Genomic DNA, 23,049 nt, shown 5'->3' with positions numbered 1-23,049 from the left:
GGCCCGCAGCGCCCGAAGTAGTTTAGACCGTCTGCTCGGCAGAGCGGAACGGGAAGCCGAGCTGCTTGAGCAGCGCGCGTCCCTCGTCGTCCGTCTTCGCGGTGGTCACGACGGTGATGTCGAAGCCGCGGACACGGTCGATGCGGTCCTGGTCGATCTCGTGGAACATGCTCTGCTCCGTGAGACCGAAGGTGTAGTTGCCGTTGCCGTCGAACTGGCGGTCGCTGAGACCACGGAAGTCGCGGATACGGGGAAGCGCCAGCGAGAGCAGGCGGTCCAGGAACTCCCACGCGCGGTCGCCACGGAGGGTGACGTGCGCGCCGATGGCCTGGCCCTCGCGCAGCTTGAACTGCGCGATGGACTTGCGGGCCATCGTGACCTGCGGCTTCTGACCGGTGATCGCCGTGAGGTCCTTGATGGCCCCCTCGATGATCTTCGAGTCGCGAGCGGCCTCACCGACACCGGTGTTCACGACGACCTTGACCAGGCCGGGGACCTGGTGGACGTTCGCGTAGCCGAACTGCTCGGTCAGCGCCGCCTTGATCTCGTTCTTGTACTTCTGCTTCAGGCGCGGCTGGACCTTGTCAGCCGTCGCGGCAGTCGTGTCAGTCATCAGAGCTTCTCACCAGACTTCTTGGCGTAGCGGACTCGGACGGTCTTCTTGACACCGTCCTTCTCCACCTCTTCGGTGCGGAAGCCGACGCGGGTCGGCTTCTTCGTCTTGGGGTCGACGATCGCGACGTTCGACACGTGGATCGGGGCCTCGTGCTGCTCGATGCCGCCGGTCTTCGAACCACGCTGCGTCTGGCCGACGCGGACGTGCTTCGTGACGAAGTTCACGCCCTCGACGACGACGCGGTTCTTGTCCGTGAGGACCTCGATGACCTTGCCCTGCTTGCCACGGTCGCCGCCACGCTCCTGCGTCGCGCCCGTGATGACCTGGACCAGGTCACCCTTCTTGATGTTCGCCATGGCTTACAGCACCTCCGGCGCGAGCGAGATGATCTTCATGAACTTCTTGTCACGAAGCTCGCGACCGACCGGACCGAAGATGCGCGTGCCGCGCGGGTCGCCGTCAGCCTTGAGGATCACTGCCGCGTTCTCGTCGAACTTGATGTAGGAGCCGTCGTTGCGACGGGTCTCCTTCTTGGTGCGAACGATGACCGCCTTGACGACGTCACCCTTCTTCACGTTGCCGCCGGGGATGGCGTCCTTCACCGTGGCGACGATGACGTCACCGAGACCGGCGTAGCGACGACCCGAGCCACCGAGCACGCGGATGGTCAAGATCTCCTTGGCACCCGTGTTGTCGGCGACCTTCAGGCGGGATTCCTGCTGAATCACTGCTGTCTCCTATTTCCGCAAGCGGGCCGCGAGGCCTACTTGGCCTTCTCGAGGATCTCGACCAGGCGCCAGCGCTTGGAGGCGCTGAGGGGACGGGTCTCGCTGATCACGACGAGGTCGCCGACACCGGCCGAACCGGCCTCGTCGTGTGCCTTCACCTTGGAGGTGCGGCGGATGACCTTGCCGTAGAGGGCGTGCTTCACACGGTCCTCGACCTCGACGACGATGGTCTTGTCCATCTTGTCGCTGGTCACGTAACCGCGGCGCGTCTTGCGGTAGCCGCGGGTGAGGGCGGCGGAGTCCTTCTCTTCGTTCGCCATCAGTTCTCCTCGGCGGTCTCGGCCTCGGTCGACTCGACCGGCTTGTCAGCCTTCTTCGTCGACTTCTTGGCCTTGGTTGCGGTCTCGACGGGCGCGGGGGTGGCACGGATGCCGAGCTCGCGCTCGCGGAGGACGGTGTAGATCCGGGCGATGTCGCGCTTGACGGCACGAAGACGACCGTGGCTCTCCAGCTGGCCGGTGGCCGACTGGAAGCGGAGGTTGAAGAGCTCCTCCTTGGCCTTCTTCAGCTCGTCAGCAAGACGCTCGTTCTCGAACGTGTCGAGCTCCGTCGGACGGAGCTCCTTGGAACCGATCGCCATTATGCGTCGCCCTCCTCGCGCTTGATGATGCGTGCCTTGAGGGGCAGCTTGTGAATTGCACGGGTCAACGCCTCGCGGGCGATGTCCTCGCTGACGCCGGAGAGCTCGAAGAGCACGCGGCCCGGCTTGACGTTCGCGATCCACCACTCGGGGGAACCCTTACCGGAACCCATGCGGGTCTCGGCGGGCTTCTTCGTGAGCGGACGGTCCGGGTAAATGTTGATCCACACCTTGCCGCCACGCTTGATGTGACGCGTCATGGCGATACGAGCGGACTCGATCTGACGGTTGGTCACGTAAGCGGGGGTCAGGGCCTGGATGCCGTAGTCACCGAAGGAGACCTTGGTGCCACCGGTCGCCTGACCCGAACGCTTCGGGTGGTGCTGCTTGCGGTGCTTGACTCGACGGGGGATAAGCATGGTTACGCCTCAACTCCTGCGCCGGCCGGCGCGTCCTGCGGGGCCTGCTGCTCGCGGCCGCCACGGTCGCCGCGGTCGCCGCCACGACGGTCACCGCGGTCGTTGCGGTCGCCACGCGGGCCTCCACGACGCTCGGGGCGCGACGAACGCTGGTTCGCCTGCTCGCGAGCGAGCTCCTTGTTCGTGATGTCGCCCTTGTAGATCCACACCTTCACGCCGATGCGACCGAACGTCGTCCGGGCCTCGTAGAAGCCGTAGTCGATGTTGGCGCGGAGCGTGTGCAGGGGCACGCGGCCCTCGCGGTAGAACTCCGAGCGCGACATCTCGGCGCCGCCGAGACGGCCGGCGACCTGGATGCGGACACCCTTGGCACCGGCGCGCTGTGCACCCTGGAGGCCCTTGCGCATGGCGCGACGGAACGCGACACGAGCGGAGAGCTGCTCCGCGATGCCCTGCGCGACGAGCTGGGCCTCGGTCTCGGGGTTCTTGACCTCGAGGATGTTGAGCTGGATCTGCTTCTTGGTGAGCTTCTCGAGCTCGCCACGGATGCGCTCCGCCTCGGCGCCGCGGCGACCGATGACGATGCCAGGACGCGCCGTGTGGATGTCCACGCGGACGCGGTCACGGGTGCGCTCGAGCTCGATGCGGGCGACGCCGGCACGGTCGAGGGTCTTCTTCAGGTACTGACGCACCTTGATGTCCTCGGCGACGTAGTCGGCGTAGCGCTGACCCGGCTTCGTGCTGTCGGTGAACCAGTGCGAGACGTGGTCCGTCGTGATCCCGAGGCGGAAGCCGTACGGGTTGACCTTCTGGCCCATTACTTGCTCGCCTTCTTGCTCGTCGCGGCAGCAGCCTCGGCCTCGTCAGGGGTCGCGAGGACCACCGTGATGTGGCTGGTGCGCTTGTTGATCCGGAAGGCCCGGCCCTGAGCACGCGGCTGGAACCGCTTGAGGGTCGTGCCTTCGTCGACGAAGACGCGGCTCACGTAGAGGTCGCGCTCGTCGAGGAAGCTGTTCGTCGAGTCCGCCTTGACACGTGCGTTCGCGATCGCCGAGGCGACCAGCTTGTACACGGGCTCCGAAGCGCCCTGGGGGGCGAACTTCAGGATGGCGAGCGCCTCGTGGGCCTGCTTGCCGCGGATCAGCTCGATGACGCGACGGGCCTTCTGAGGCGTGACGCGGATGTGTCGCACGCGTGCGATCGACTCCACCATTTCGTTCCTCCTCTGCGTCGCCGCCTTAGCGGCGACGGCCCTTCTTGTCGTCCTTCACGTGACCGCGGAAGGTACGGGTCGGCGCGAACTCGCCGAGCTTGTGACCGACCATCGATTCGGTGACGAACACCGGGATGTGCTTGCGTCCGTCGTGCACCGCGATGGTGTGCCCGAGCATGTTCGGGACGATCATCGAGCGGCGCGACCACGTCCGGATCACGTTCTTCGTGTTGGCCTCGTTCTGCGTGACGACCTTGCGAAGCAGGTGCTCGTCGACGAAGGGGCCCTTCTTCAGACTGCGTGGCATCTTCTGAACTCCTACTTGCGCTTCTTGCCGGCGTTACGGCGACGGACGATGAGCTTGTCGCTCGGCTTGTTCGGCTTGCGCGTGCGACCCTCGGCCTGGCCCCAGGGGCTGACCGGGTGACGACCACCGGACGTCTTGCCCTCACCACCACCGTGCGGGTGGTCGATCGGGTTCATCGCGACACCACGCACGGTCGGGCGGACGCCCTTCCAGCGCATGCGGCCGGCCTTGCCCCAGTTGATGTTCGACTGCTCGGCGTTGCCGACCTCGCCGATGGTGGCGCGGCAGCGGGCGTCGACGTTGCGGACCTCGCCCGACGGCAGACGGAGCTGCGCGTAGGGGCCGTCCTTGGCGACGAGACGCACCGAGGCGCCGGCCGAACGCGCGAGCTTGGCGCCGCCACCTGGGCGGAGCTCGATCGCGTGGATGACCGTACCCACGGGGATGTTGCGCAGCGGCAGGTTGTTGCCGGGCTTGATGTCGGCGCCGGGGCCCTGCTCGACGACGTCGCCCTGCTTGAGCTTGTTCGGCGCGAGGATGTAGCGCTTGGTGCCGTCCACGAAGTGCAGGAGCGCGATGCGCGCCGTGCGGTTCGGGTCGTACTCGATGTGCGCGACCTTGGCGTCGACGCCGTCCTTATCGTGACGACGGAAGTCGATCACGCGGTACTGGCGCTTGTGGCCACCACCGATGTGACGGGTCGTGATGCGGCCCGAGCTGTTCCGGCCACCGGTCTTCGGCAGCGGACGAAGCAGGGACTTCTCCGGCGTCGAACGGGTGATCTCGGCGAAGTCGGCGACCGACGAGCCGCGACGACCCGGGGTCGTCGGCTTGTAGTTACGAATAGCCATGATGTTTTCCCTCTGGTCCTCAGCCGACAGCCGTGAAGATGTCGATCGAACCGGACTTGAGCGTCACGATGGCGCGCTTGGTGTCCTTGCGCTTGCCGATGCCGAAACGCGTGCGACGGGTCTTGCCAGGACGGTTCAGCGTGTTGATGCCGGCGACCTTGACGTCGAAGATCTTCTCGATGGCGAGCTTGATCTCGGTCTTGTTCGCGCGGGGGTCCACGAGGAACGTGTACTTGCCCTGGTCGATGAGGCCGTAGCTCTTCTCCGACACGACGGGCGCGATGATGATGTCGCGCGGGTCCTTGTTGAAGCCGCTCATGCGGAGATCTCCTTCGCGGTCTTCGACGCGATGAAGGCGTCGAGGGCGCTCTTGCTGAAGACGATGGCGTCCGAGACGAGGACGTCGTATGCGTTCAGCTGGCCGTACGAGAGCGCGTGGACGTTCGGCAGGTTGCGGATCGACTTGAGCGTGAGCTCGTCGTCCGACTCGAGCACGACGAGCACGTTCTTGACGGGCGCGACCTTCTCGAGGAGCGTGCGGGCGGTCTTGGTCGACGGCACCTCGGCCGCGACGAAGCCCTCCACAGCGGAGATACGGCCACCGCGGGCACGGTCCGAGAGCGAGCCGAGCAGCGCAGCGGCGATCATCTTCTTCGGGGTCCGCTGCGAGTAGTCGCGCGGGGTCGGTCCGTGGACGACGCCACCGCCGGTGTGCTCGGGAGCACGCACCGAACCCTGACGCGCGCGGCCGGTGCCCTTCTGCTTGAACGGCTTGCGACCAGCACCGCGGACCTCGCCGCGGTTCTTGGTCTTGTGGGTGCCCTGACGCGACGCGGCGCGCTGCGCGGTGACGACCTGGTGGATCAGCGGGACGTTGGTCTCGACATCGAAGAGCTCGGCGGGGAGCTCGACGGAGCCGGACTTGACGCCAGAGACGTCGAGGACGTCGATCGTGGTTGCAGTCGTGGTGGCCATGATCACTTACCCTTCACGGCGGTGCGGACGAAGACGGAGCGACCGCGAGCACCGGGGACGGCGCCCTTGACGAGCAGCAGACCCTTCTCGGCGTCGACGGCGTGCACCGTGAGGTTGAGGACGGTCACGCGCTCTCCACCCATGCGACCGGCCATGCGCATGCCCTTGAAGACACGCGACGGGGTCGAGGAAGCGCCGATCGAGCCGGGCTTGCGGTGGTTGCGGTGGGCACCGTGCGATGCGGAGACGCCGGCGAAGCCGTGGCGCTTCATGACACCCGCGAAGCCCTTGCCCTTGCTCGTGCCGACGACGTCGACCTTCGCGCCGGCTTCGAACGTGGCGTCGACGGTGAGCTCCTGGCCCAGCGTGTACTCGCTCGCGTCCGACGTGCGGATCTCGGTGAGGGTGCGGCGCGGGGTGACCCCGGCGGCCTCGAAGTGGCCAGCGGCCGGCTTGTTCACCTTGCGGGGGTCGATCTGGCCAGCGGCGATCTGGATCGCCTCGTAGCCGTCGCGCTCCACGTTGCGGATCTGGGTGACCACGTTCGGGCCGACCTCGATCACGGTGACGGGGATGAACTTGTTGTTCTCGTCCCACACCTGGGTCATCCCGAGCTTCTTGCCGAGGAGGCCCTTGACGGTCTTGGTTGTGTTCGCCATCAGTTCAGCCCCCTTACAGCTTGATCTCGATGTTGACGTCGGCCGGGAGGTCGAGACGCATGAGCGAGTCGACGGCCTTCGGCGTCGGGTCGACGATGTCGATGACCCGCTTGTGCGTGCGCTTCTCGAAGTGCTCGCGCGAGTCCTTGTACTTGTGGGGAGAACGGATCACTGCGATCACGTTCTTCTCGGTGGGGAGCGGCACCGGGCCGACCACGGTCGCACCGGCACGGGTCACCGTGTCGACGATCTTCCGGGCCGACGTGTCGATGACCTCGTGGTCGTACGACTTGAGCCGGATGCGGATCTTCTGTCCCGCCATGTGTTCTCTGTCCTCTCTGCGCCGCGCACCCTCGGGCCGCCTGACGCCGCCGGGTTCCGCCCTGTGCGGACCTGGCTGTTTGCGTGAATCACCGGACGCATCCGCTGGGGATGACCGCTGTTCTCCTGTCAACCGCGCGGACGGTCATGCCGTGTTGCACACGACGGCCCGCGTGGACGTATCGCCACCCCGGCTGAAGGACACGGGTGTCCGTCAGGTTGTGGGGCTTCGATGTGTTCTGCTGCCTGCGGCCCAACCCAGCCCTGCTGGACAAGGGGGTTGTGCACTGCCAGTGCAGTGATCCTTCGGGGCGCGAACGCCCCCGGAATTTCGGAACCGGACAAGTCTCCCATAGCCCGGGGTTCCGTGCAACCCGGGCGTGTCGCGTTTCCCCGGGCGTGTCGAGACCAGCGTACTTCCCCGGTCCGCCGCGGATCCACCGCCCTGGAGGCCCGGCTCGCGTCCGCCCCGCAGCGCACGTCCCGAGACGCCTCGGGCGCCCCCGCCGACATGCGTCGCGCCCCCTCCCGGACATCGCGCCCCGGGGTGGCGGGGTGCGGTGTTCGTGAGGGGGCGCGATGGACAGCCGGGGCGCTCGGGTCAGTCCTCGTCGGGGACGACCGGCGGCACGAACCACGGCGGGAAGACCGCGACGCGCGGGACGTGCCCGCCGTGCTCGGACAGGATGTCCTTCACGGCGTGGCGTGCACGGTCGTTCGGCACACCGATGACCGCCACCGAGGAGAACGGCACGCTCGGCCCGGCGAGGACCTCCACGCCGTGCATCTCCGGGTCGGTGAGGTCCGTGCGGCGCAGCAGGTTCGCCGCTGCCTCCGGACCGACGGCGAACCGGACGTCCTCGGCGTCGGCGTCCGTGTCCGCCAGGATCACCGATGCACCGAAGGCCGCGGTGGGGACGACGAGCACGACGTAGTCGACGCCACGGGCGTGCCGGGCGGCGTCGGACCAGCGCTCGGTGTCGTGCGCCCCGCGTCGGACCTCGTCCCAGCGCGCGCCGTCGGGCGAGAGCGAGAACGGGACGTGGCTGGCGACGCTCGACCCGTCGGGAGCGGTCGCCGCCGCGCGGGCCGCGCGGGCAGCAGGGGCGCTGATGTCGTACGACGGCGTGACGGCGTCGGACGCGAGGATCGCCCCGTCCGCGACGATCCCGTCGAAGTTGTCGATGTGGGTCACGTGGTGTGCGCGCAGGGCGCCGAAGACCCGGGCGGCCGGCATGTCCGGCTCAGCCGTGCGCAGCGCGGTCGCCTTCGCACGGGCGGGCGAACCGCCGGGGGTCGACCGCAGCGAGGTGCTGACGCGGGTGCGCCGCGGCGCGGGGGCCTTGGGGACGTCCGGCACCTCGCGCTGTCGAGGCGCGCAGATGTCGCAGAGTTCGGTGGGGAATCCGTGGATGCACTCGTCGGTCACGACTGATGTGGGTCCTTCCGTGCCGCGTGGGGGTGGGACGGCACGAGGGTCAACGGTACGTCATCCCGGACGCGTCGCGGCACCGATGCAGGTCATTGGCGGTAGAGCAGCGCCCGGACCTCGGACTCCGCGGCGTGCTCGCGCTTCGGATCGATGGTCTCGCCGTGCTCGTACGCGTCGAGCAGGCGGGGGTCGACGTAGCTCTGCCTGGCCACCGTCGGGGTGTTGCCGAGGACCTCGCTCGCCGCCTTCACCGCGTGCGACACCGCACGCTTCCGCTTCGCCTCGCTGGACTGCGGCCCGGTCTCCGCCAGGTCGATCGCCGCCGCGACCGTGCCGTGCAGCGTGCGGAAGTCCTTCGCGGTGAACTCGTCGCCTGCACGCTCCTTGACGTAGGCGTTGATGTCCTCGGCCGACAGCGGCTCCCAGTCGGCTCCCCTGGTCGGACGGAAGGACAGCAGCCGCGCCGTGGGTCCGCGTCGCTTCATCCCGGCGATCACGCTCGACAGGTCGGCGTCGTGGATGGACGACGACCACTCCTGCCCGCTCTTGCCGGGGAAGGAGAGCTCGATGTCGTCACCGGACACGTGCGCGTGCGCGCAGAGCAACGTGGAGAGACCACGGCTGCCGTGCTCGGTCGCGTACCGTTCCGACCCCACCCGCAGCGATCCCTGGTCGAGCATCCGGAACGCCGCAGCGAGCGCGCGTCGCCGGTCCGGCTCGGGGCGTCGCAGGTCGAGGGTGACGCCGCGGCGTGCGCTCGGGAGCGACTCCGCCAGGGCGAGCGCCCGGTCGTACTTGATGCGGTCCATCCGCTCGCGCCAGGACGGGTGGTACATGTACTGCCGCCGTCCGACCGCGTCGATGCCGGTGGCGAGGACGTGGCCGTTGTCGTACGGCGAGATCCAGACGTCCTCCCACGCCGGCGGCACGACGAGGTCCTCGAGGCGCTGCCGGACACCGGGGTCCGTCACCGTCTGCCCGTCGGGGTCGCGGTACGAGAAGCCCTTGCCCGAGCGGACGCGGTGGTAGCCACGACCGTTGGTCGCGGATCTGCGGAGGCGTGTCACCCCTCCGAGCAAACACGACCCGCCTCAGCGGGGCAGCAGGAAGCGACGGATCGCGCACCGCGACCCGGCGGACCCTGCCGGCCGACGGGGTGGTGGCGACCGACGACGGACGGGAGGACCGGTGCGGGCGTGCACCGGTCCTCCCGTCCGTCAGGCGGTCACCGCCCGCCGCTCGGTCATCGTCCGCCGCTCCGTCATCGTGCGTCGCGTCGGCGGCGGAGCAGGAGCAGCAGCAGGCCGAGCGAGAGCGCGAGCAACGCGAGCGCTCCACCGAGTCCCAGGCCGGCCGCACCGGTGAACGCGAGCGCACGGGGCTGCGGGTCGGCGCGGACCGGAGCCGGGTCGCTCGCGCGGAGCGGATCCGTCGCGACCGCACCGGTCACCTGCGTCGTCGCGGACCGGACGGTCGCGACGTTGGTGATGCGGTCGGGGGCGTCCGTGGCGACCCGGACGGTCAGCTGGATCGCGATCCGGTCACCGCTGGCGAGCGGCTCGTCGAGCGTGCAGGACACCGTCGAGCCCGTCGTGCAGGTGGCGGCGCGGTCGTCGACGCTCACGAAGGACAGTCCCGTCGGCAGTGCGTCGGTGACCACGACGGGGCCGGGGTCCTCGGTGGGCCCGGCGTTCCTGACCGTGATCGTGTACCCGACCGTGCTCCCGCGGACCAGCTCGCCGGTGTGCGTCTTCGTCACGGAGAGGCTCGAGAGCGGCTGGACCGCGAGCTCGTCGTCGGCGGCGTTGTCCGCCAACGTCGTCTCGGTGGTCGTCGTCGCGACCGTCGCCGTCGGCGTGACGCCGGGGTAGGCCGCAGCGGTCGGCGTCTGGTGCACCGTGATCGCCGGCGCCAGCGTGCCGGCCGGCAGCGTGCCGCTCAGCGCGAACGACACCGTCGTGCTGCCGTCGGCGTTCGTGACGACGCCGGTGACCGTCCAGGCCGGATCCGCCTCGGTCGAGACGTACGTCAGGCCCTTCGGCAACGTGTAGGTCGCGGTGACGGCCGCCGCGTCGGAGAGCCCGGCGTTCCGGACCTGCACCGTCTCGGGCAGGTCCTTCCCGATCACGGCCTTCCCGCTGTGCCCGATGCTGATCTGCACGTTCGCGACGGCGGCGACAGGCAGCGGGGCCACCGCGGTCCCACCGTTCGTCCCGATCGGCTCCGGCGTGCCCTGCGCGGTGATCGCCGCGCGGTTCTCGATCGCACCGGCCGTGTAGCCGGACGCGATCGCCGTGGTCAGCCAGAGTCCAGGCGCGTCGGTACCCGCCACGACGGTCGACCCCAGCGTGCACGTCACGACGGTGGTGTCCGTGGTGCCGTCGCACGTCCAGGCCGCACCGTCGGACTCCGCGGCCACGAACCGCATGCCCTCCGGCAGCTGGTCGGTGACGACGGTGTCCGGCTGCTCGTCGGACGGTCCCTCGTTGCGCACCTGCAGGTACCAGACCTGCTGGCCGCCGGCGGTGGTCGTCGTGGAACGGTCCGTCGACCCGGTGCGGTCGACCGGGGTCTTCGACAGCGTCAGCGCGGCGTGCGTGGTCACGTCGACGTCGGCCCCCGCGGTGTCGTCCGAGGGGTCGGGATCGTCCGTCCCCGACGAGACCGTCGCCGTGTTCCTGAGCGTGCCGGCGGGCGTCCCCGAGGCGATCGCCGCCGACACGTGGAACGTGGCGGACGCACCGGATGCGAGCGTGCCGGTGGACCAGGAGGTCGGGTCGGCGCCCTGTTGCCACCCGTCGTCGTCCGTGCTGACCGCGGTCACGGTCATCCCGGCCGGAGCCGAGTCGGTCCACGTGACGCGCTGGGCGTCCGAGGGGCCGGCGTTCGTCACGGTCACGTCGTACGTCACGTCCGTACCGGCGTCGGCCGTGGCCGCGCTGGTCCTGGTCTTCGTGATCGACAGGTCCGCGGAGGTGGTGACGTCGACGGTCGCGTCGTCGTGCGCGGTCTCCCCCTTCGCGGTGACCGGCGCGGCGGTGGCGGTGTTCACGATGGACGAGCCGCGGAACGAGGCGGGGACGTGCACCACGACGCCGATGGTGTCGGGGTCGGTGGTACCAGCGGCGATGCCGTCGGTGCTCACGAGGGTCAGGACGCCGTCGACGTTCGACTCCACGGTCCAGTGCGCGGCGGTCCCGTCGGTCAGCCCGACGTACTCGACACCGACCGGCAGCGTGTCCTGCACGCGGACGCTCGGGGTGGTCGCGTCGCCCGCCGGCAGGTCGGACGGCCCGTCCGGGTTCGCGACCTGGATCGTGTAGGTGACGTCCTCACCGGCGTCGACCGACTGGACGTCCGCGGTCTTCGTGACCCGCAGTCCGACCGTCTGCGTCGCGGTGCTCGAGGTGCTCGCGGTCTGTGTGGCCGCGTTGTCCGAGCGCACCACGGCCGTGTTCGCGAGGGTGCCGGAGAGGCCGGCAGGCGTCGTCACCGTGATGGTGAACGACGACGTCGTCCCGGCACGCAGGGTGCCGTCGAGCACGCAGGAGACCGTGTCGTCCGACGTGCACGTCCAGTCGCCGTCGGTCTGGGACCCGCCCTGGAGGCTCGTCCCCGACTCGAGCGCGTCGGTCACGACGACCTTCCGCGCGTCGGCCGTGCCGGTGTTCCTGACCGTGATGGTCCAGTCCGCCGGCTCGCCCGCCACGAGGCGGTCGCTGGAGAACGCCTTCGCGATCGTCAGCGAGGTGGTGTCATCGACCGGGGTGCTCGTGTTGCTGACGTCGTTCGACGCCTTCGGGTCGGTCGTCGACGGGTCGACGGCGACGCGGGCGGTGTTCGCGATCGTCTGCGACGCCGTCGTGTCCGGCCGCACCGTCGCCGTGACGGTGATCGGCGGTGCGGTCGTCCCGTTCGACAGGCCGTCACGGGTGCAGGTCAGGGTGTTGCCGTCGGTGTCGCACGTCCACCCACTGTCGTCCGCGACGGTCACCTGCTCGAGCTGCACGGTGCTCGGCAGCGTGTCGGTCACGGTGACGGTGCCGCGGGCGTCGGAGACGCTCTGCTCGGCCGGGTCACGGACGTTCTGCACCGAGAGGGTCCACGACGCGGTCCCGCCGGCGGTGAACCGGTCGGCTGCTGCGGTCTTCGTGATGGCGAGGTCCGCGATCGCGACCGGGGTGGTGCTCGCCGAGTCCGAGTCGTTCGCGTCGTTCGGGTCGAAGGTCTGGCCGGTGCCCTGATGGATCGTCGCGCTGTTGCGGATCGCGGTGAGCGGGGCGTCGGCGGGCAGCGTCAGTGCGACGTCGAGCTCCGGGAACGCCGAGCCCGACGCGACCACGGCGCCGTTGACGCAGGTCTGCTCGTCCGTGCCGGTCGTCGTGCACGTCCAGCCCGACCCGGAGAACCGCAGGGTCGCACCGTCCGGGAGCCCGGCGACGGTGTCCACCACCGTCGTGCCGTGTGCGGCGTCCCCGCCGGTGTTCGTGACCACGATCGTCCAGGCCTTCGCCGTCGTCGCGCCGGCCACGACGTCCGCGGTCGTCGCCTTCTTGGCGATCGACAGGTCGGCCGCGGCGATCGAGGCGGTCGCCGTCGCGTCGGTCCCCTTCGTGCCGTCCTGCTGCTTCGGGTAGGTGGTGAACGAGCCGGCGCCGCCGTCGTACCCGGTGCCGCCGGAGGCGTCCGTGATCGTCGCGGTGACGTGGTTCGTGTGCTTCGTCGCCGTGCCCGCCGCGGTCGCGGCGGCCGTCGTCGGGGTCGCGCGGTAGTGCAGGGTCAGGGTCTCGTTCGTCCCGAGTGCCCCGAGGTCCGCCCAGGTGAGCGTGGTCCCGGCCACCGACGGGTCGGGAGCTGCCGTGCTGGCGCCTCCGTTCCTGGCGGTCGTCGAGCTGCCGGCGTCGTAGGTCCACCCGTCGGGCAGGACGTCTCGCGCGGCGACGGAGGTCGCGGCACTGCCGGTGTTCGTGAACGTCACCGTGAAGTCGGACGGGACGCCGAGGTAGGACAGCCCGCCGACGGTGTCGTTCGACTTCGCCACGGCGACGGACGGGAACGACGGGGTCACCGACGCGCTCGCGGTGGTGGGGCCGTACGAGCCGCCGTCACCGTCCGGGAGCGAGGTGTACGTGCCCGTCGAGGCGGTGTTCACCAGGGCGTCACCGGTCAGCTCCGCGTCCTCGGCGAGCACGGCGTGGTACGTGTACGTGGTCGTGGAACCGGTGCCGAAGGTCGTGCTCGGCCAGGTGATGACGCCGCCGCCGCACTTCGCGTCGGTACTGAGCGTGCCGCCGCCGGAGATCCGTGCGGGGTCGACCACGATGCCGTCCGGCACGCAGTCGGTGACGCTCGTGCCGTACGCGGGCGAACCGGAGCTCGAGACCGTCACCGCGTAGGTGATGTCCTGGCCCGGCTCGGCCTTCGCGGTGGTCGTCGTCTGCCCGGCCACCGTCGCCGACTTCGCGATCGCGAGCGACGGGGTCACCGCGGTCGCGTTCGCCTGGTTCGACGTCGTCGATGCGTCGGTCGGCTCGGCGCCCTTCGCCGTCCGGTCGTAGGCGAGCTTCGCCGTGTTCGAGTACGCCGTGCCGGACGACTGACCGGCACCGACCCGCACCGGGACGTCGACCGTGATCGTCAGCGGTGCGCCGAGCCCCGACGCGATGTCGGAGATCCGCACCGTGACGGTCCCGGAGGCGACCGATGGGGTGACCGTGACCGAGGAGTCGCTCGCGGTCGCGGTCGGGGTCCCGACCGCCGTCATGCCCTTCGGCAGGGTGTCCGTGATCCGGCCGTCGTACATCGCGACGTTCGCCGGGACGGTCGCGGTGATGCGGTAGGTCGCGGTGTCGCCCGCGCGGATCGGGAGCGCGTTCTTGTTCGCGGGGTTCGTGGTCGCGGTGCCCGTGCCGGCCCCGGTCGTGGCGTTCCACGTCGGCGCGGTGAGCGTCTTCGCGATGGACGGTCCGGACACGGTCACGGTGTTCGTCGCGGTCGCGACCTGCACGAACGACGTGTTCGCCGCGGCGTAGTCGGTGTCGAGGCTGGACGCGAGGACCCTGGCGGTGTTCACGTACTGTCGTCCGGCGGGGGCGGCCGTCCCAACCGTCGCGGTGACGGTGATCGTCGCGGAGGCGCCGGCGGCCAAGGTGCCCACCGACCAGGTGTGCAGCGTGGTGCCGGTCGGACAGGAGCCCAGTGCGCTCCGCTGCGCGCTCGTCGGCGTGCTCTCGGCACGCGAGCTGCTCGTGAGGGTGAGGTCGTCGGGGAAACAGTCCGCGATCACGGTCGACCGCGCGTCCGCGGTGGACGCGGTGTTCTTCGCCGTCAGCGTCCACGTCACGGTGTCCCGACCGGCGACGGTCCGGCCGCCCAGGTTGTTGGTCTTCGTGATGCCGACCTGTGGGGGCTGGACCGCGATCGTCTTCGCGGCGGTGCTCGTCGACGGGGTACCGTCGGCCGGCTTCGACGAGAACGTCGCCGTGTTCGTGACCGTGCCGGGGGCGGTACCGGACGCGTCGTACTTCCCGACCCCCTTCGTCACCACGAGCCCGGACGCGGTCACGGAGAAGATCGCGGTCGAGTCCCCGGCGTTGTCGAAGGTCGTGGGGAAGACGACGGCACCGGCACCGAGCGTGTTCCCCGTCCCGGTCAGCGTGAAGGTCTGTCCGGCGTAGGTCCCGTCGACGTCGGTCGACTGCGCCGAAGCCGGCACGGTGATCGTGCTGCCGTCCGGGAAGGTCAGGGTCCAGCTGCTCGCGGACGTCGTCGAGACGCCGGTCGGCAACGGGTCGCTGAGCGCGCCGTTGCCGACGCTCGTGTGCGCCGGGACGGTGGCGGAGTAGGTGTACGTCACGCCCTGGCCGGGTGCCGCGGTGTCACCGGAGAGGTTCGTCGTGGAGTCGGCGACCGCGCTGCCGCGCTTCTCGACCGCCACGGCCGGGATCGACACGGCTCGCGAGGCATCGGCGTTCGGCGCAGTCCCCTGCCCTGCCCCCGGCGTCGCGGTGAAGGTGCTCCCAGCGGTCTTCGCCGGGATCCAGGTGGTCGTCGTGTCCGCGTTCGTCGTGGTCGTGAAGCTCGTGACCGATGCCGTGTTGGCGTACGCCGTGCCGACGTACCCCGGGGTCGGCACGGTCAGGTCGTACGTCAGCGCCTTCGTGGCAGCGGCGTCGATCGAAGGGATCGTCCAGCGGAGGTAGCGCGAGGACGCGTACTGCGACGCGGCGCCGGTCGGAGCCGGACCGCAGACTCCGTCGTCCGAGATCGCGGCGACGGCAGCACACTCGACGCCGGCGGGGAGCGCGTCCCACACGGTGACGTCACCGATGGCCGTGCTGGTCCCCGTCGCGGGCTTGTTGCCGACGGTCAGGCGGTAGTGCAGCGTCGCGCCCTCGGTCGTCGTCGACGGGTTCGTGACCGCACCGTCGGCGTCGACGATGTCCTTCGCGAGGGTCGCGGTGGGCGTCCCGGCCACGGCGTAGCCGACCGAGGTGCGGAGACTCGTCACGGCGCCGGCGGTGTTCTGCTGGGCGACCTTCATGAGGTTGTCGGCGAGGTCGACCGTCGTCGCGCTCGAGCCCTGCGAGGTGATGCGCGCGGCGACGTAGAGCACGACCCGTGCACCGTCGGTGTCACCGTCCACGTACGTGCCGCTCGCGCCGGAGACCGTGTGCCCGATCGCGAACGCACCCATCGTCGACGACGAGGACTTCAGGGCGACGTCCGACTCCGGGACCGTGCTCTCCGTCCCGTAGGACCAGTCGGTGTCCTCGTCCCAGCTGCTGCCGGCCGTGGTGTGCACGGGGAGCATGTCGGTGATCGTCGCGTTGCGGCTCTGCACGCCGGCCGGGAAGTCCACCTGCAGCTTGAAGCAGACCACGTCCCCGAGCTGGAAGGCGTCGCTCGGGGTGGTCGTCACGTAGGAGCCGGGCCGGCCGTCGGCGGTGCAGTCGGCGGAGCTCGTCACGCCGTCGCTCGCGCTCCGCGGCAGGACGGACTTCGAGATCACCGGCGCCTTCGACGTGATGGACGCACGGGAGTCGTCGACCACCTTCGTGGCGCCGCTGTCGCCGTGGACACCGGTGGAGGTGCCCGTCATCGCGACCGTGTTGTCGAACGAGTCACCGGCGGACGTCGGCCCGCCGGAGCCCGTGACCGAGTAGGCGGTCCGCATGAGCGCCTGGTACCGGACCGTCGTCGCGCCGTCTGCTGCCATGTCCGCGATGTGGAACGAGATCGTGAACTTCCCCGTGGCCGCGTCGTACGCGACACGGTCGACGGTGGCGTTCGTCATCCGCTGGTCCAGCGACGCGTTCATCGAGAGCGTGCAGTCCGCGGGGAAGGTCCCCGTGGTGGGCGTACCGACCGGGAACGCGGGGCAGAGTCCGTCGCCGAGCGTGTCGGTGAACGTGATGCCCGCCGACGACTCGTACTCGCTCGCCCGCACGTCCAGCGAGTAGGTCGCGAACTTCCCGGCCGCGAACGACCCCCCGGCCGGCGTGGTGACCGACTTCGCCACGGCGAGGTCCATCGCCTCGACGGTGAGTGCGGCGCTCGCGGACTGTGCCGAGGTCGCCGTCCCGCCGACCTTGCCCGTGTAGGTCCCGGCGGCGACGACGGTGTTCTCCTGCCCGCGGCCGTTCGACGTGGTGTCGGCGGTGTCCTGACGGGTCGAGGGACCGTTGTTGTTGTCGAGGTTCGCCTCGTCCTGCAGGCCCGTGGCGGCCGGTGCCGACACGGCCCCGGCGGGCTTGCCCGTGCCCTGCCCGCTGAACGACATGGTGTTCTCGAACAGCGGCACGGCGGCGAGGTACTTGATGGTGACCGGGGTGTTCGTCAGCGTCGGGATCGACCAGACGACCTTCGTGAAGACCTTGCCGCCCTGTCCCGCGACGTCGTCCACCGTGGTCACGCTCTGCGGCGTCAGGCAGGCACTCTGGTCCCACTCGCCCGTGGCGCCGGCCGCCGTGGCGGACTGCAGGGACGGCGCACCCTCGTACTCGGGCCCCGAGGTCGTGTTGTCGATCGTGCCGCAGCCGAGGAACTCCAGCCCCGCCGGCAGGAGATCAGTCACCGTGACGTCCGTGCTCGGAGCCGTCGCGGTGTTCTGCACGGTGAGCGTGTACACCGTCGGGTGGTCGTGGACGCCGCGGACGAGCTCGTTCTCGGGGCTGCCCTCCGCCTTCGTGATGCGGATCGCGGAGATCGACGTCGGGTTCGAGGTCGCCGTCGCCGAGTTCGACGTGTTCGTCGCCGGAGCCCCGGTGGCGTCGAACGTCGGGATGTTGCGTGCGTCGCTGTTCACGGCGATCTGCGCCGTGCCGGTGAACGACGTGCCCACCGGGAAGACCGTGTCGGACGCGGTGACCTGGAACGCGATCGACTTCTGGTCGCCCGAGACCAGGTCGGACACGTTCGAGAAGACGAGGAGCGTTCCGCCGTCGGCGAGGGTGGTCGTGGTGGGATCCGGCAGCGCCGTGCCGTCCGCCGTCGCCTTGCCCGCGACGTAGGTCACGCCGGCCGGCAGCGTGTACGAGTACCCGAGGTTGTAGAGATCCGTCCCCCCGGAGGCGTCGGCGGTGTTCTTCGCCGTGAGCGTCACCGTCGCCGGCGCCCCGCTCAGCACCGAGTCGTCGGCCTTCGCGATCACGCTGACCGTCGAGGCCGCCGATGCGGGCTGCGCGATCGCGAACACCGCGAGGAGCCCGGTCACCAGGGCGATCACCACCGCCATCGCCATGGATCGGGGGCGTGCGGGCAGGAGGGACAGTCGCATCGGAGAGTGCTCTCGAGTCGTCTTCGGATGACGCGAGGCACAGCAGACCGCGCCGTCGACTGGGCAGGGTCGAGCAGCGTTGCGGGGGTGTTCGGGTCACCGCGGGACCCAGGGCGGTCCCGCCATTCCACGGTATCGAGCACGCCGACGGACCGATGCACCCAGATCGGGGTACACCGTTGTCGGCCGTCCGAGGGACGCGAACACCCGCCCGGCGAGAGCCGGACGGGTGTGGGGTCGCAGGGGTCGGCGCGGGACTACTCGTTGCCGACGTGCTTGTCGACGTTCGCGGCGGCGTCGTCGATCTTGTCGTCGAACTTCCCGCCGGTGACCTTCTTCAGGCCGTCCGCGAGCCCGTGGATGATCTTGTCCGAGACCTCTTCCACCTTCTCGCTCGTGACGGCCGCCTCGATCTTGTCCTTGTTCTCGTCGACGAAGGCCTTCGCCTTGTCGGTGACCTCCTGCGCCTTCGCGGAGACGTTCTTCTGGATGTCGTCGAAGCCGGCCATGGTGCCTCCCTGTCGGCCGGGGTCCCGGCCATCCGATGGCCGGGTGGTCCGGCCGCTTGCGAGACATGTTGCCCGACCGTGCGCGATCTGTCCGCAGCGCGCAGCACCGCCCCGGGAACGACGAAAGCGGGGCCGGACCCGAAGGTCCGACCCCGCTGACTCAAGGAACCAGAAGTTACTTGATGATCTTCTCGACCGTGCCGGCGCCGACCGTACGACCACCCTCACGGATGGCGAAGCGGAGGCCCTCTTCCATGGCGATCGGCTGGATCAGCTCGACCGTCATCGCGACGGTGTCGCCGGGCATGACCATCTCGGTGCCCTCGGGCAGCGTGATGACGCCGGTGACGTCCGTGGTGCGGAAGTAGAACTGCGGACGGTAGTTCGCGTAGAACGGGTTGTGACGACCGCCCTCTTCCTTGTTCAGGATGTACGCGTTCGCGGTGAACTCGGTGTGCGGCGTGACCGAACCCGGCTTCACGACGACCTGGCCGCGCTCCACGTCCTCACGCTTGAGGCCACGGATGAGCAGACCGGTGTTGTCACCGGCGACTGCCTTGTCGAGCAGCTTGCGGAACATCTCGATGCCCGTGACCGTGGTCTTCTGGGTCGGCTTGATGCCGACGATCTCGACCTCGGAGTTGAGGTCCAGCTCGCCGCGCTCGACGCGACCGGTGACGACGGTGCCACGACCGGTGATCGTGAAGACGTCCTCGATCGGCATGAGGAAGGGCTGGTCGGTGGCGCGCACCGGGTCCGGCACGTGCTCGTCGACCTGGGCCATGAGGTCCTGGACGGACTTGACCCACTTCTCGTCGCCCTCGAGCGCCTTGAGCGCCGAGACCTGCACGACGGGGGCGTCCTCGTCGAACTCCTGCGAGCCGAGGAGCTCGCGGACCTCGAGCTCGACGAGCTCCAGGATCTCCTCGTCGTCGACCATGTCGGACTTGTTCAGCGCGACGACGATGTACGGCACGCCGACCTGGCGAGCGAGCAGCACGTGCTCACGCGTCTGGGGCATGGGACCGTCGGTGGCGGCGACCACGAGGATCGCGCCGTCCATCTGGGCCGCACCGGTGATCATGTTCTTCACGTAGTCGGCGTGACCAGGAGCGTCGACGTGCGCGTAGTGGCGCTTGTCGGTCTGGTACTCGACGTGCGAGATGTTGATCGTGATGCCGCGCTGGCGCTCTTCGGGAGCGTTGTCGATCTGAGCGAAGTCACGGGCCTCGTTGAGGTCCGGGTACTGGTCGTGCAGAACCTTGGTGATCGCCGCCGTGAGCGTGGTCTTGCCGTGGTCGACGTGACCGATGGTTCCGATGTTGACGTGCGGCTTGGTGCGCTCGAACTTGGCCTTGGCCACTGTGGGTCCTCCTCAGGACTCGGATGCGAGACCCCCGGGAGCACCCCTGTCAGGGATGCCGAACCGTTGGCACGCGGTGTGTGTGTCTTTACTTTACTTGGTGGCGAGGGGCCCGTCGCCGGGCGCCCCCGCCTGTGGAGAGCACGCTCGGAAGAGCGTCACTCCCCCTTGGACTTCGCGACGATCTCCTCGGCGACGTTGGACGGGACCTGGTTGTAGGTCTCGAACGTCATCGAGTAGACGGCACGACCGGAGGTCTTCGAACGAAGGTCCCCGACGTAGCCGAACATCTCGGACAGCGGCACGCTCGCGCGGACCACCTTGACGCCGGAAGCGTCCTCCATCGCGGCGATGTTGCCACGACGCGAGCTCAGGTCACCGATGACGTCGCCCATGTACTCCTCGGGCGTACGGACCTCGACGGCCATGATCGGCTCGAGGATGACCGGACCGGCCTTGCGAGCCGCTTCCTTGTAGGCCATCGAGCCGGCGATCTTGAACGCCATCTCGGACGAGTCGACGTCGTGCGCCTGGCCGTCCTTGAGGATGGCCTTCACACCGACGGTCGGGTACCCGGCGAGGATACCGACCTGCATGGCGTCCTGGATACCGGCGTCGACCGACGGGATGTACTCACGAGGCACGCGACCACCGGTGACGGCGTTCTCGAACTCGTAGACCTTCTCCGCCGTGACCTCCATCGGCTCGAGCGCGATCTGCACCTTCGCGAACTGACCGGAACCACCGGTCTGCTTCTTGTGGGTGTAGTCGTAGCGCTCGACGGTCTTGGTGAGGGTCTCGCGGTAGGCCACCTGGGGCTTGCCGACGTTCGCCTCGACCTTGAACTCGCGCTTCATGCGGTCGACCAGGATGTCGAGGTGGAGCTCGCCCATGCCCTTGATCGTCGTCTGACCGGTCTCGGCGTTGAGCTCGACGCGGAACGTCGGGTCCTCTTCGGCGAGCTTCTGGATGGCCGTGGAGAGCTTCTCCTGGTCAGCCTTGGTCTTCGGCTCGATCGCCACCTCGATGACGGGCTCCGGGAAGGTCATCGACTCGAGGACGACCTGGTCCTGCGGGTCGCACAGGGTGTCACCGGTGGTGGTGTCCTTCAGGCCGATGACCGCGTAGATGTGACCGGCGGTGACCGCGTCGACCGGGTTCTCCTTGTTGGAGTGCATCTGGAAGATCTTGCCGATGCGCTCCTTCTTGCCCTTGGTCGAGTTGATGACCTGTGCACCGGACTCGATGTGGCCGGAGTACACGCGGACGTAGGTGAGGCGACCGAAGAACGGGTGCACCGCGACCTTGAACGCGAGCGCCGAGAAGGGCTCGGAGGCATCCGGCTTGCGGATGATCTCCTTCTCCTCGTCCTTGACGTCGTGGCCGATCATCGGCGGGACGTCGAGCGGCGACGGCAGGTAGTCGATGACCGCGTCGAGCATCGGCTGGACGCCACGGTTCTTGAACGCAGAACCGCAGAGCACTGGGTAGAGCTCGCTGTTGACGGTGAGCTTGCGGATCGCAGCCTTGATCGCGGCCACCGAGAAGTCGGTGTCGCCCTCGAGGTAGCGCTCCATGAGCTCGTCGTCCGCCTCGGCCACGCGCTCGATGAGCTTCTCGCGGTACTCGGCAGCGCGGTCGGCCAGGTCGGCCGGGATCTCTTCGATCTCGTACTTCGCGCCCATCTGGACGTCACCCTTGGCGTCGCCGCGCCAGGTGAGGGCACGCATCTCGACCAGGTCGACGACGCCCTCGAAGGAGGACTCCGCACCGATCGGGAGCTGCAGCACGAGGGGCTCGGCGCCGAGGCGCTTCACGATCGTGTCGACGGTGAAGTAGAAGTCCGCACCGAGCTTGTCCATCTTGTTGACGAAGCAGATGCGCGGGACGTTGTACTTGTCCGCCTGACGCCACACGGTCTCGGACTGGGGCTCGACGCCCTCCTTGCCGTCGAAGACGGCGACAGCACCGTCGAGGACGCGGAGCGAGCGCTCCACCTCGACCGTGAAGTCCACGTGACCGGGGGTGTCGATGATGTTGATCTGGTTGTTGTCCCAGAAGCAGGTCGTCGCGGCCGACGTGATCGTGATGCCGCGTTCCTGCTCCTGCGCCATCCAGTCCATCGTGGCGGCGCCGTCGTGGACCTCACCGATCTTGTGCGTGATGCCCGTGTAGAACAGGATGCGCTCGGTGGTCGTGGTCTTGCCGGCGTCGATGTGCGCCATGATGCCGATGTTGCGGACCTTGTTCAGGTCGGTGAGCACGTCCTGTGCCACAGGGTTCCTCCGGAAGAGTTGTAGGAGATGGTGGTCGGCCGGGCGCCGTGGGTCTTGCCCTGACGGCGCCCGAACCGATCAGCCAGGTACGCCGGGATTACCAGCGGTAGTGCGCGAAGGCCTTGTTCGACTCGGCCATCTTGTGGGTGTCCTCGCGACGCTTGACAGCGGCGCCGAGACCGTTCGACGCGTCGAGGATCTCGTTCATGAGACGCTCGGTCATCGTCTTCTCGCGGCGAGCCTTGGCGTACGAGGTCAGCCAGCGCAGGGCCAGCGTGTTCGCACGGTGCGGCTTGACCTCGACCGGGACCTGGTAGGTCGAGCCACCGACGCGGCGGCTACGGACCTCGAGGGTCGGACGGACGTTGTCGAGCGCCTTCTTCAGCGTGACGACGGCGTCCTGGCCGTTCTTCGACGAGACACCTTCGAGTGCGTCGTAGACGATGCGCTCGGCGAGGCCCTTCTTGCCGTCGAGGAGGATCTTGTTGACGAGCTGGCTGACGATCGGTGCGCCGTAGACGGGGTCTGCGACGACGGGACGCTTGGGGGCGGGACCCTTACGAGGCATCTAACTCAACCCTTCTTCGCGCCGTAGCGGCTACGCGCCTGCTTACGGTTCTTGACGGCCTGGGTGTCCAGTGCGCCACGGATGATCTTGTAGCGGACACCCGGGAGGTCCTTCACACGACCGCCGCGGACGAGCACCATCGAGTGCTCCTGCAGGTTGTGGCCCTCACCGGGGATGTAGGCCGTGACCTCGGTACCGTTCGAGAGCTTCACACGAGCGACCTTGCGCAGTGCCGAGTTCGGCTTCTTCGGGGTGGTGGTGTAGACGCGGGTGCACACACCACGCTGCTGGGGGTTCGCCTTGAGGGCCGGTGCCTTGGTCTTGACGACCTTGGGCGTACGACCCTTGCGAACCAGCTGCTGAATAGTAGGCAACTGTTCTCCTGGTTCTTCGC

The 23,049-nt window shown here is 68.9% G+C and carries 22 protein-coding genes; all 22 read right to left on the bottom strand.

The features are described 5' to 3' along the window. Positions 1 to 22 precede the first annotated feature (22 nt). The 22 genes from rplE to rpsL all read right to left on the bottom strand — a co-directional run bounded on the left by rplE (position 23) and on the right by rpsL (position 23,029). On the bottom strand, positions 23 to 613 hold the full coding sequence (gene rplE / locus ACEN9V_RS13350; protein WP_281266007.1) for a 50S ribosomal protein L5: 591 nt from the start codon (positions 611 to 613) through the stop codon (positions 23 to 25). Then, entirely contained in the window at positions 613 to 972 is a 360-nt protein-coding gene (gene rplX, locus ACEN9V_RS13345; RefSeq protein WP_144760603.1) for a 50S ribosomal protein L24, read from the bottom strand. The genes rplE and rplX overlap by 1 nt, the downstream gene beginning before the upstream one ends. A 3-nt stretch (positions 973 to 975) precedes the next feature. Then, entirely contained in the window at positions 976 to 1,344 is a 369-nt protein-coding gene (gene rplN, locus ACEN9V_RS13340) for a 50S ribosomal protein L14 (RefSeq protein WP_071299494.1), read from the bottom strand. 35 nt (positions 1,345 to 1,379) lie between these two features. Further along, on the bottom strand, positions 1,380 to 1,664 hold the full coding sequence (gene rpsQ / locus ACEN9V_RS13335; protein WP_071276754.1) for a 30S ribosomal protein S17: 285 nt from the start codon (positions 1,662 to 1,664) through the stop codon (positions 1,380 to 1,382). Beyond that, positions 1,664 to 1,984: a 50S ribosomal protein L29 gene (gene rpmC, locus ACEN9V_RS13330; protein WP_281266008.1), complete on the bottom strand. Its 321-nt coding sequence runs from the start codon at positions 1,982 to 1,984 to the stop codon at positions 1,664 to 1,666. The genes rpsQ and rpmC overlap by 1 nt, the downstream gene beginning before the upstream one ends. Beyond that, positions 1,984 to 2,403: a 50S ribosomal protein L16 gene (gene rplP, locus ACEN9V_RS13325; protein ID WP_123654821.1), complete on the bottom strand. Its 420-nt coding sequence runs from the start codon at positions 2,401 to 2,403 to the stop codon at positions 1,984 to 1,986. Before rplP ends, rpmC begins: the two co-directional genes overlap by 1 nt. A gap of 2 nt (positions 2,404 to 2,405) precedes the next feature. Then, positions 2,406 to 3,221 carry a 30S ribosomal protein S3 gene (gene rpsC / locus ACEN9V_RS13320; RefSeq protein WP_281266009.1) on the bottom strand — a complete coding sequence of 272 codons (816 nt, stop codon included), beginning with the start codon at positions 3,219 to 3,221 and terminating at the stop codon, positions 2,406 to 2,408. Beyond that, positions 3,221 to 3,616 carry a 50S ribosomal protein L22 gene (rplV, locus tag ACEN9V_RS13315; protein ID WP_123654823.1) on the bottom strand — a complete coding sequence of 132 codons (396 nt, stop codon included), beginning with the start codon at positions 3,614 to 3,616 and terminating at the stop codon, positions 3,221 to 3,223. The genes rpsC and rplV overlap by 1 nt, the downstream gene beginning before the upstream one ends. 25 nt (positions 3,617 to 3,641) lie before the next feature. After that, entirely contained in the window at positions 3,642 to 3,923 is a 282-nt protein-coding gene (gene rpsS / locus ACEN9V_RS13310; protein ID WP_017885529.1) for a 30S ribosomal protein S19, read from the bottom strand. An 11-nt stretch (positions 3,924 to 3,934) separates the two neighbouring features. Beyond that, entirely contained in the window at positions 3,935 to 4,774 is an 840-nt protein-coding gene (gene rplB, locus ACEN9V_RS13305) for a 50S ribosomal protein L2 (RefSeq protein ID WP_281266010.1), read from the bottom strand. A 19-nt stretch (positions 4,775 to 4,793) separates the two neighbouring features. Next, positions 4,794 to 5,093 carry a 50S ribosomal protein L23 gene (rplW, locus tag ACEN9V_RS13300; RefSeq protein ID WP_111009849.1) on the bottom strand — a complete coding sequence of 100 codons (300 nt, stop codon included), beginning with the start codon at positions 5,091 to 5,093 and terminating at the stop codon, positions 4,794 to 4,796. Next, positions 5,090 to 5,749, bottom strand: coding sequence for a 50S ribosomal protein L4 (rplD, locus tag ACEN9V_RS13295; protein WP_281266011.1), 660 nt, complete (start codon positions 5,747 to 5,749; stop codon positions 5,090 to 5,092). The genes rplW and rplD overlap by 4 nt, the downstream gene beginning before the upstream one ends. A gap of 2 nt (positions 5,750 to 5,751) precedes the next feature. Further along, positions 5,752 to 6,408 (bottom strand): 50S ribosomal protein L3, encoded by a 657-nt coding sequence (rplC, locus tag ACEN9V_RS13290; protein WP_413600710.1) that lies wholly within the window; start codon positions 6,406 to 6,408, stop codon positions 5,752 to 5,754. Positions 6,409 to 6,421: 13 nt separating this feature from the next. Continuing rightward, a complete protein-coding gene (gene rpsJ / locus ACEN9V_RS13285) occupies positions 6,422 to 6,730 on the bottom strand; it encodes a 30S ribosomal protein S10 (RefSeq protein ID WP_017885534.1) in 309 nt (102 codons plus the stop codon). 600 nt (positions 6,731 to 7,330) lie between these two features. Further along, positions 7,331 to 8,158, bottom strand: a complete 828-nt coding sequence (locus ACEN9V_RS13280) for a DarT ssDNA thymidine ADP-ribosyltransferase family protein (RefSeq protein ID WP_281266013.1) — start codon at positions 8,156 to 8,158, stop codon at positions 7,331 to 7,333. A 92-nt stretch (positions 8,159 to 8,250) separates the two neighbouring features. Then, positions 8,251 to 9,228 (bottom strand): DNA topoisomerase IB, encoded by a 978-nt coding sequence (locus ACEN9V_RS13275; protein WP_402727256.1) that lies wholly within the window; start codon positions 9,226 to 9,228, stop codon positions 8,251 to 8,253. Between the two features lie 194 nt (positions 9,229 to 9,422). Continuing rightward, positions 9,423 to 17,939, bottom strand: a complete 8,517-nt coding sequence (locus ACEN9V_RS13270; protein WP_413600709.1) for an isopeptide-forming domain-containing fimbrial protein — start codon at positions 17,937 to 17,939, stop codon at positions 9,423 to 9,425. A gap of 257 nt (positions 17,940 to 18,196) precedes the next feature. Beyond that, on the bottom strand, positions 18,197 to 18,448 hold the full coding sequence (locus ACEN9V_RS13265) for an antitoxin (protein WP_413600708.1): 252 nt from the start codon (positions 18,446 to 18,448) through the stop codon (positions 18,197 to 18,199). 175 nt (positions 18,449 to 18,623) lie between these two features. Beyond that, positions 18,624 to 19,811, bottom strand: a complete 1,188-nt coding sequence (tuf, locus tag ACEN9V_RS13260; RefSeq protein WP_281266017.1) for an elongation factor Tu — start codon at positions 19,809 to 19,811, stop codon at positions 18,624 to 18,626. A 158-nt stretch (positions 19,812 to 19,969) separates the two neighbouring features. Then, on the bottom strand, positions 19,970 to 22,087 hold the full coding sequence (gene fusA, locus ACEN9V_RS13255) for an elongation factor G (RefSeq protein WP_413600707.1): 2,118 nt from the start codon (positions 22,085 to 22,087) through the stop codon (positions 19,970 to 19,972). A gap of 97 nt (positions 22,088 to 22,184) precedes the next feature. Beyond that, positions 22,185 to 22,655, bottom strand: a complete 471-nt coding sequence (rpsG, locus tag ACEN9V_RS13250) for a 30S ribosomal protein S7 (protein ID WP_144760634.1) — start codon at positions 22,653 to 22,655, stop codon at positions 22,185 to 22,187. A 5-nt stretch (positions 22,656 to 22,660) separates the two neighbouring features. Next, positions 22,661 to 23,029 carry a 30S ribosomal protein S12 gene (gene rpsL / locus ACEN9V_RS13245; protein WP_058728453.1) on the bottom strand — a complete coding sequence of 123 codons (369 nt, stop codon included), beginning with the start codon at positions 23,027 to 23,029 and terminating at the stop codon, positions 22,661 to 22,663. Between the last annotated feature and the right edge of the window lie 20 nt (positions 23,030 to 23,049).

This window comes from Curtobacterium sp. Curtsp57 (assembly GCF_047324335.1).
GTDB lineage: Bacteria > Actinomycetota > Actinomycetes > Actinomycetales > Microbacteriaceae > Curtobacterium.
This window is presented reverse-complemented; position numbering and strand designations above follow the sequence as displayed.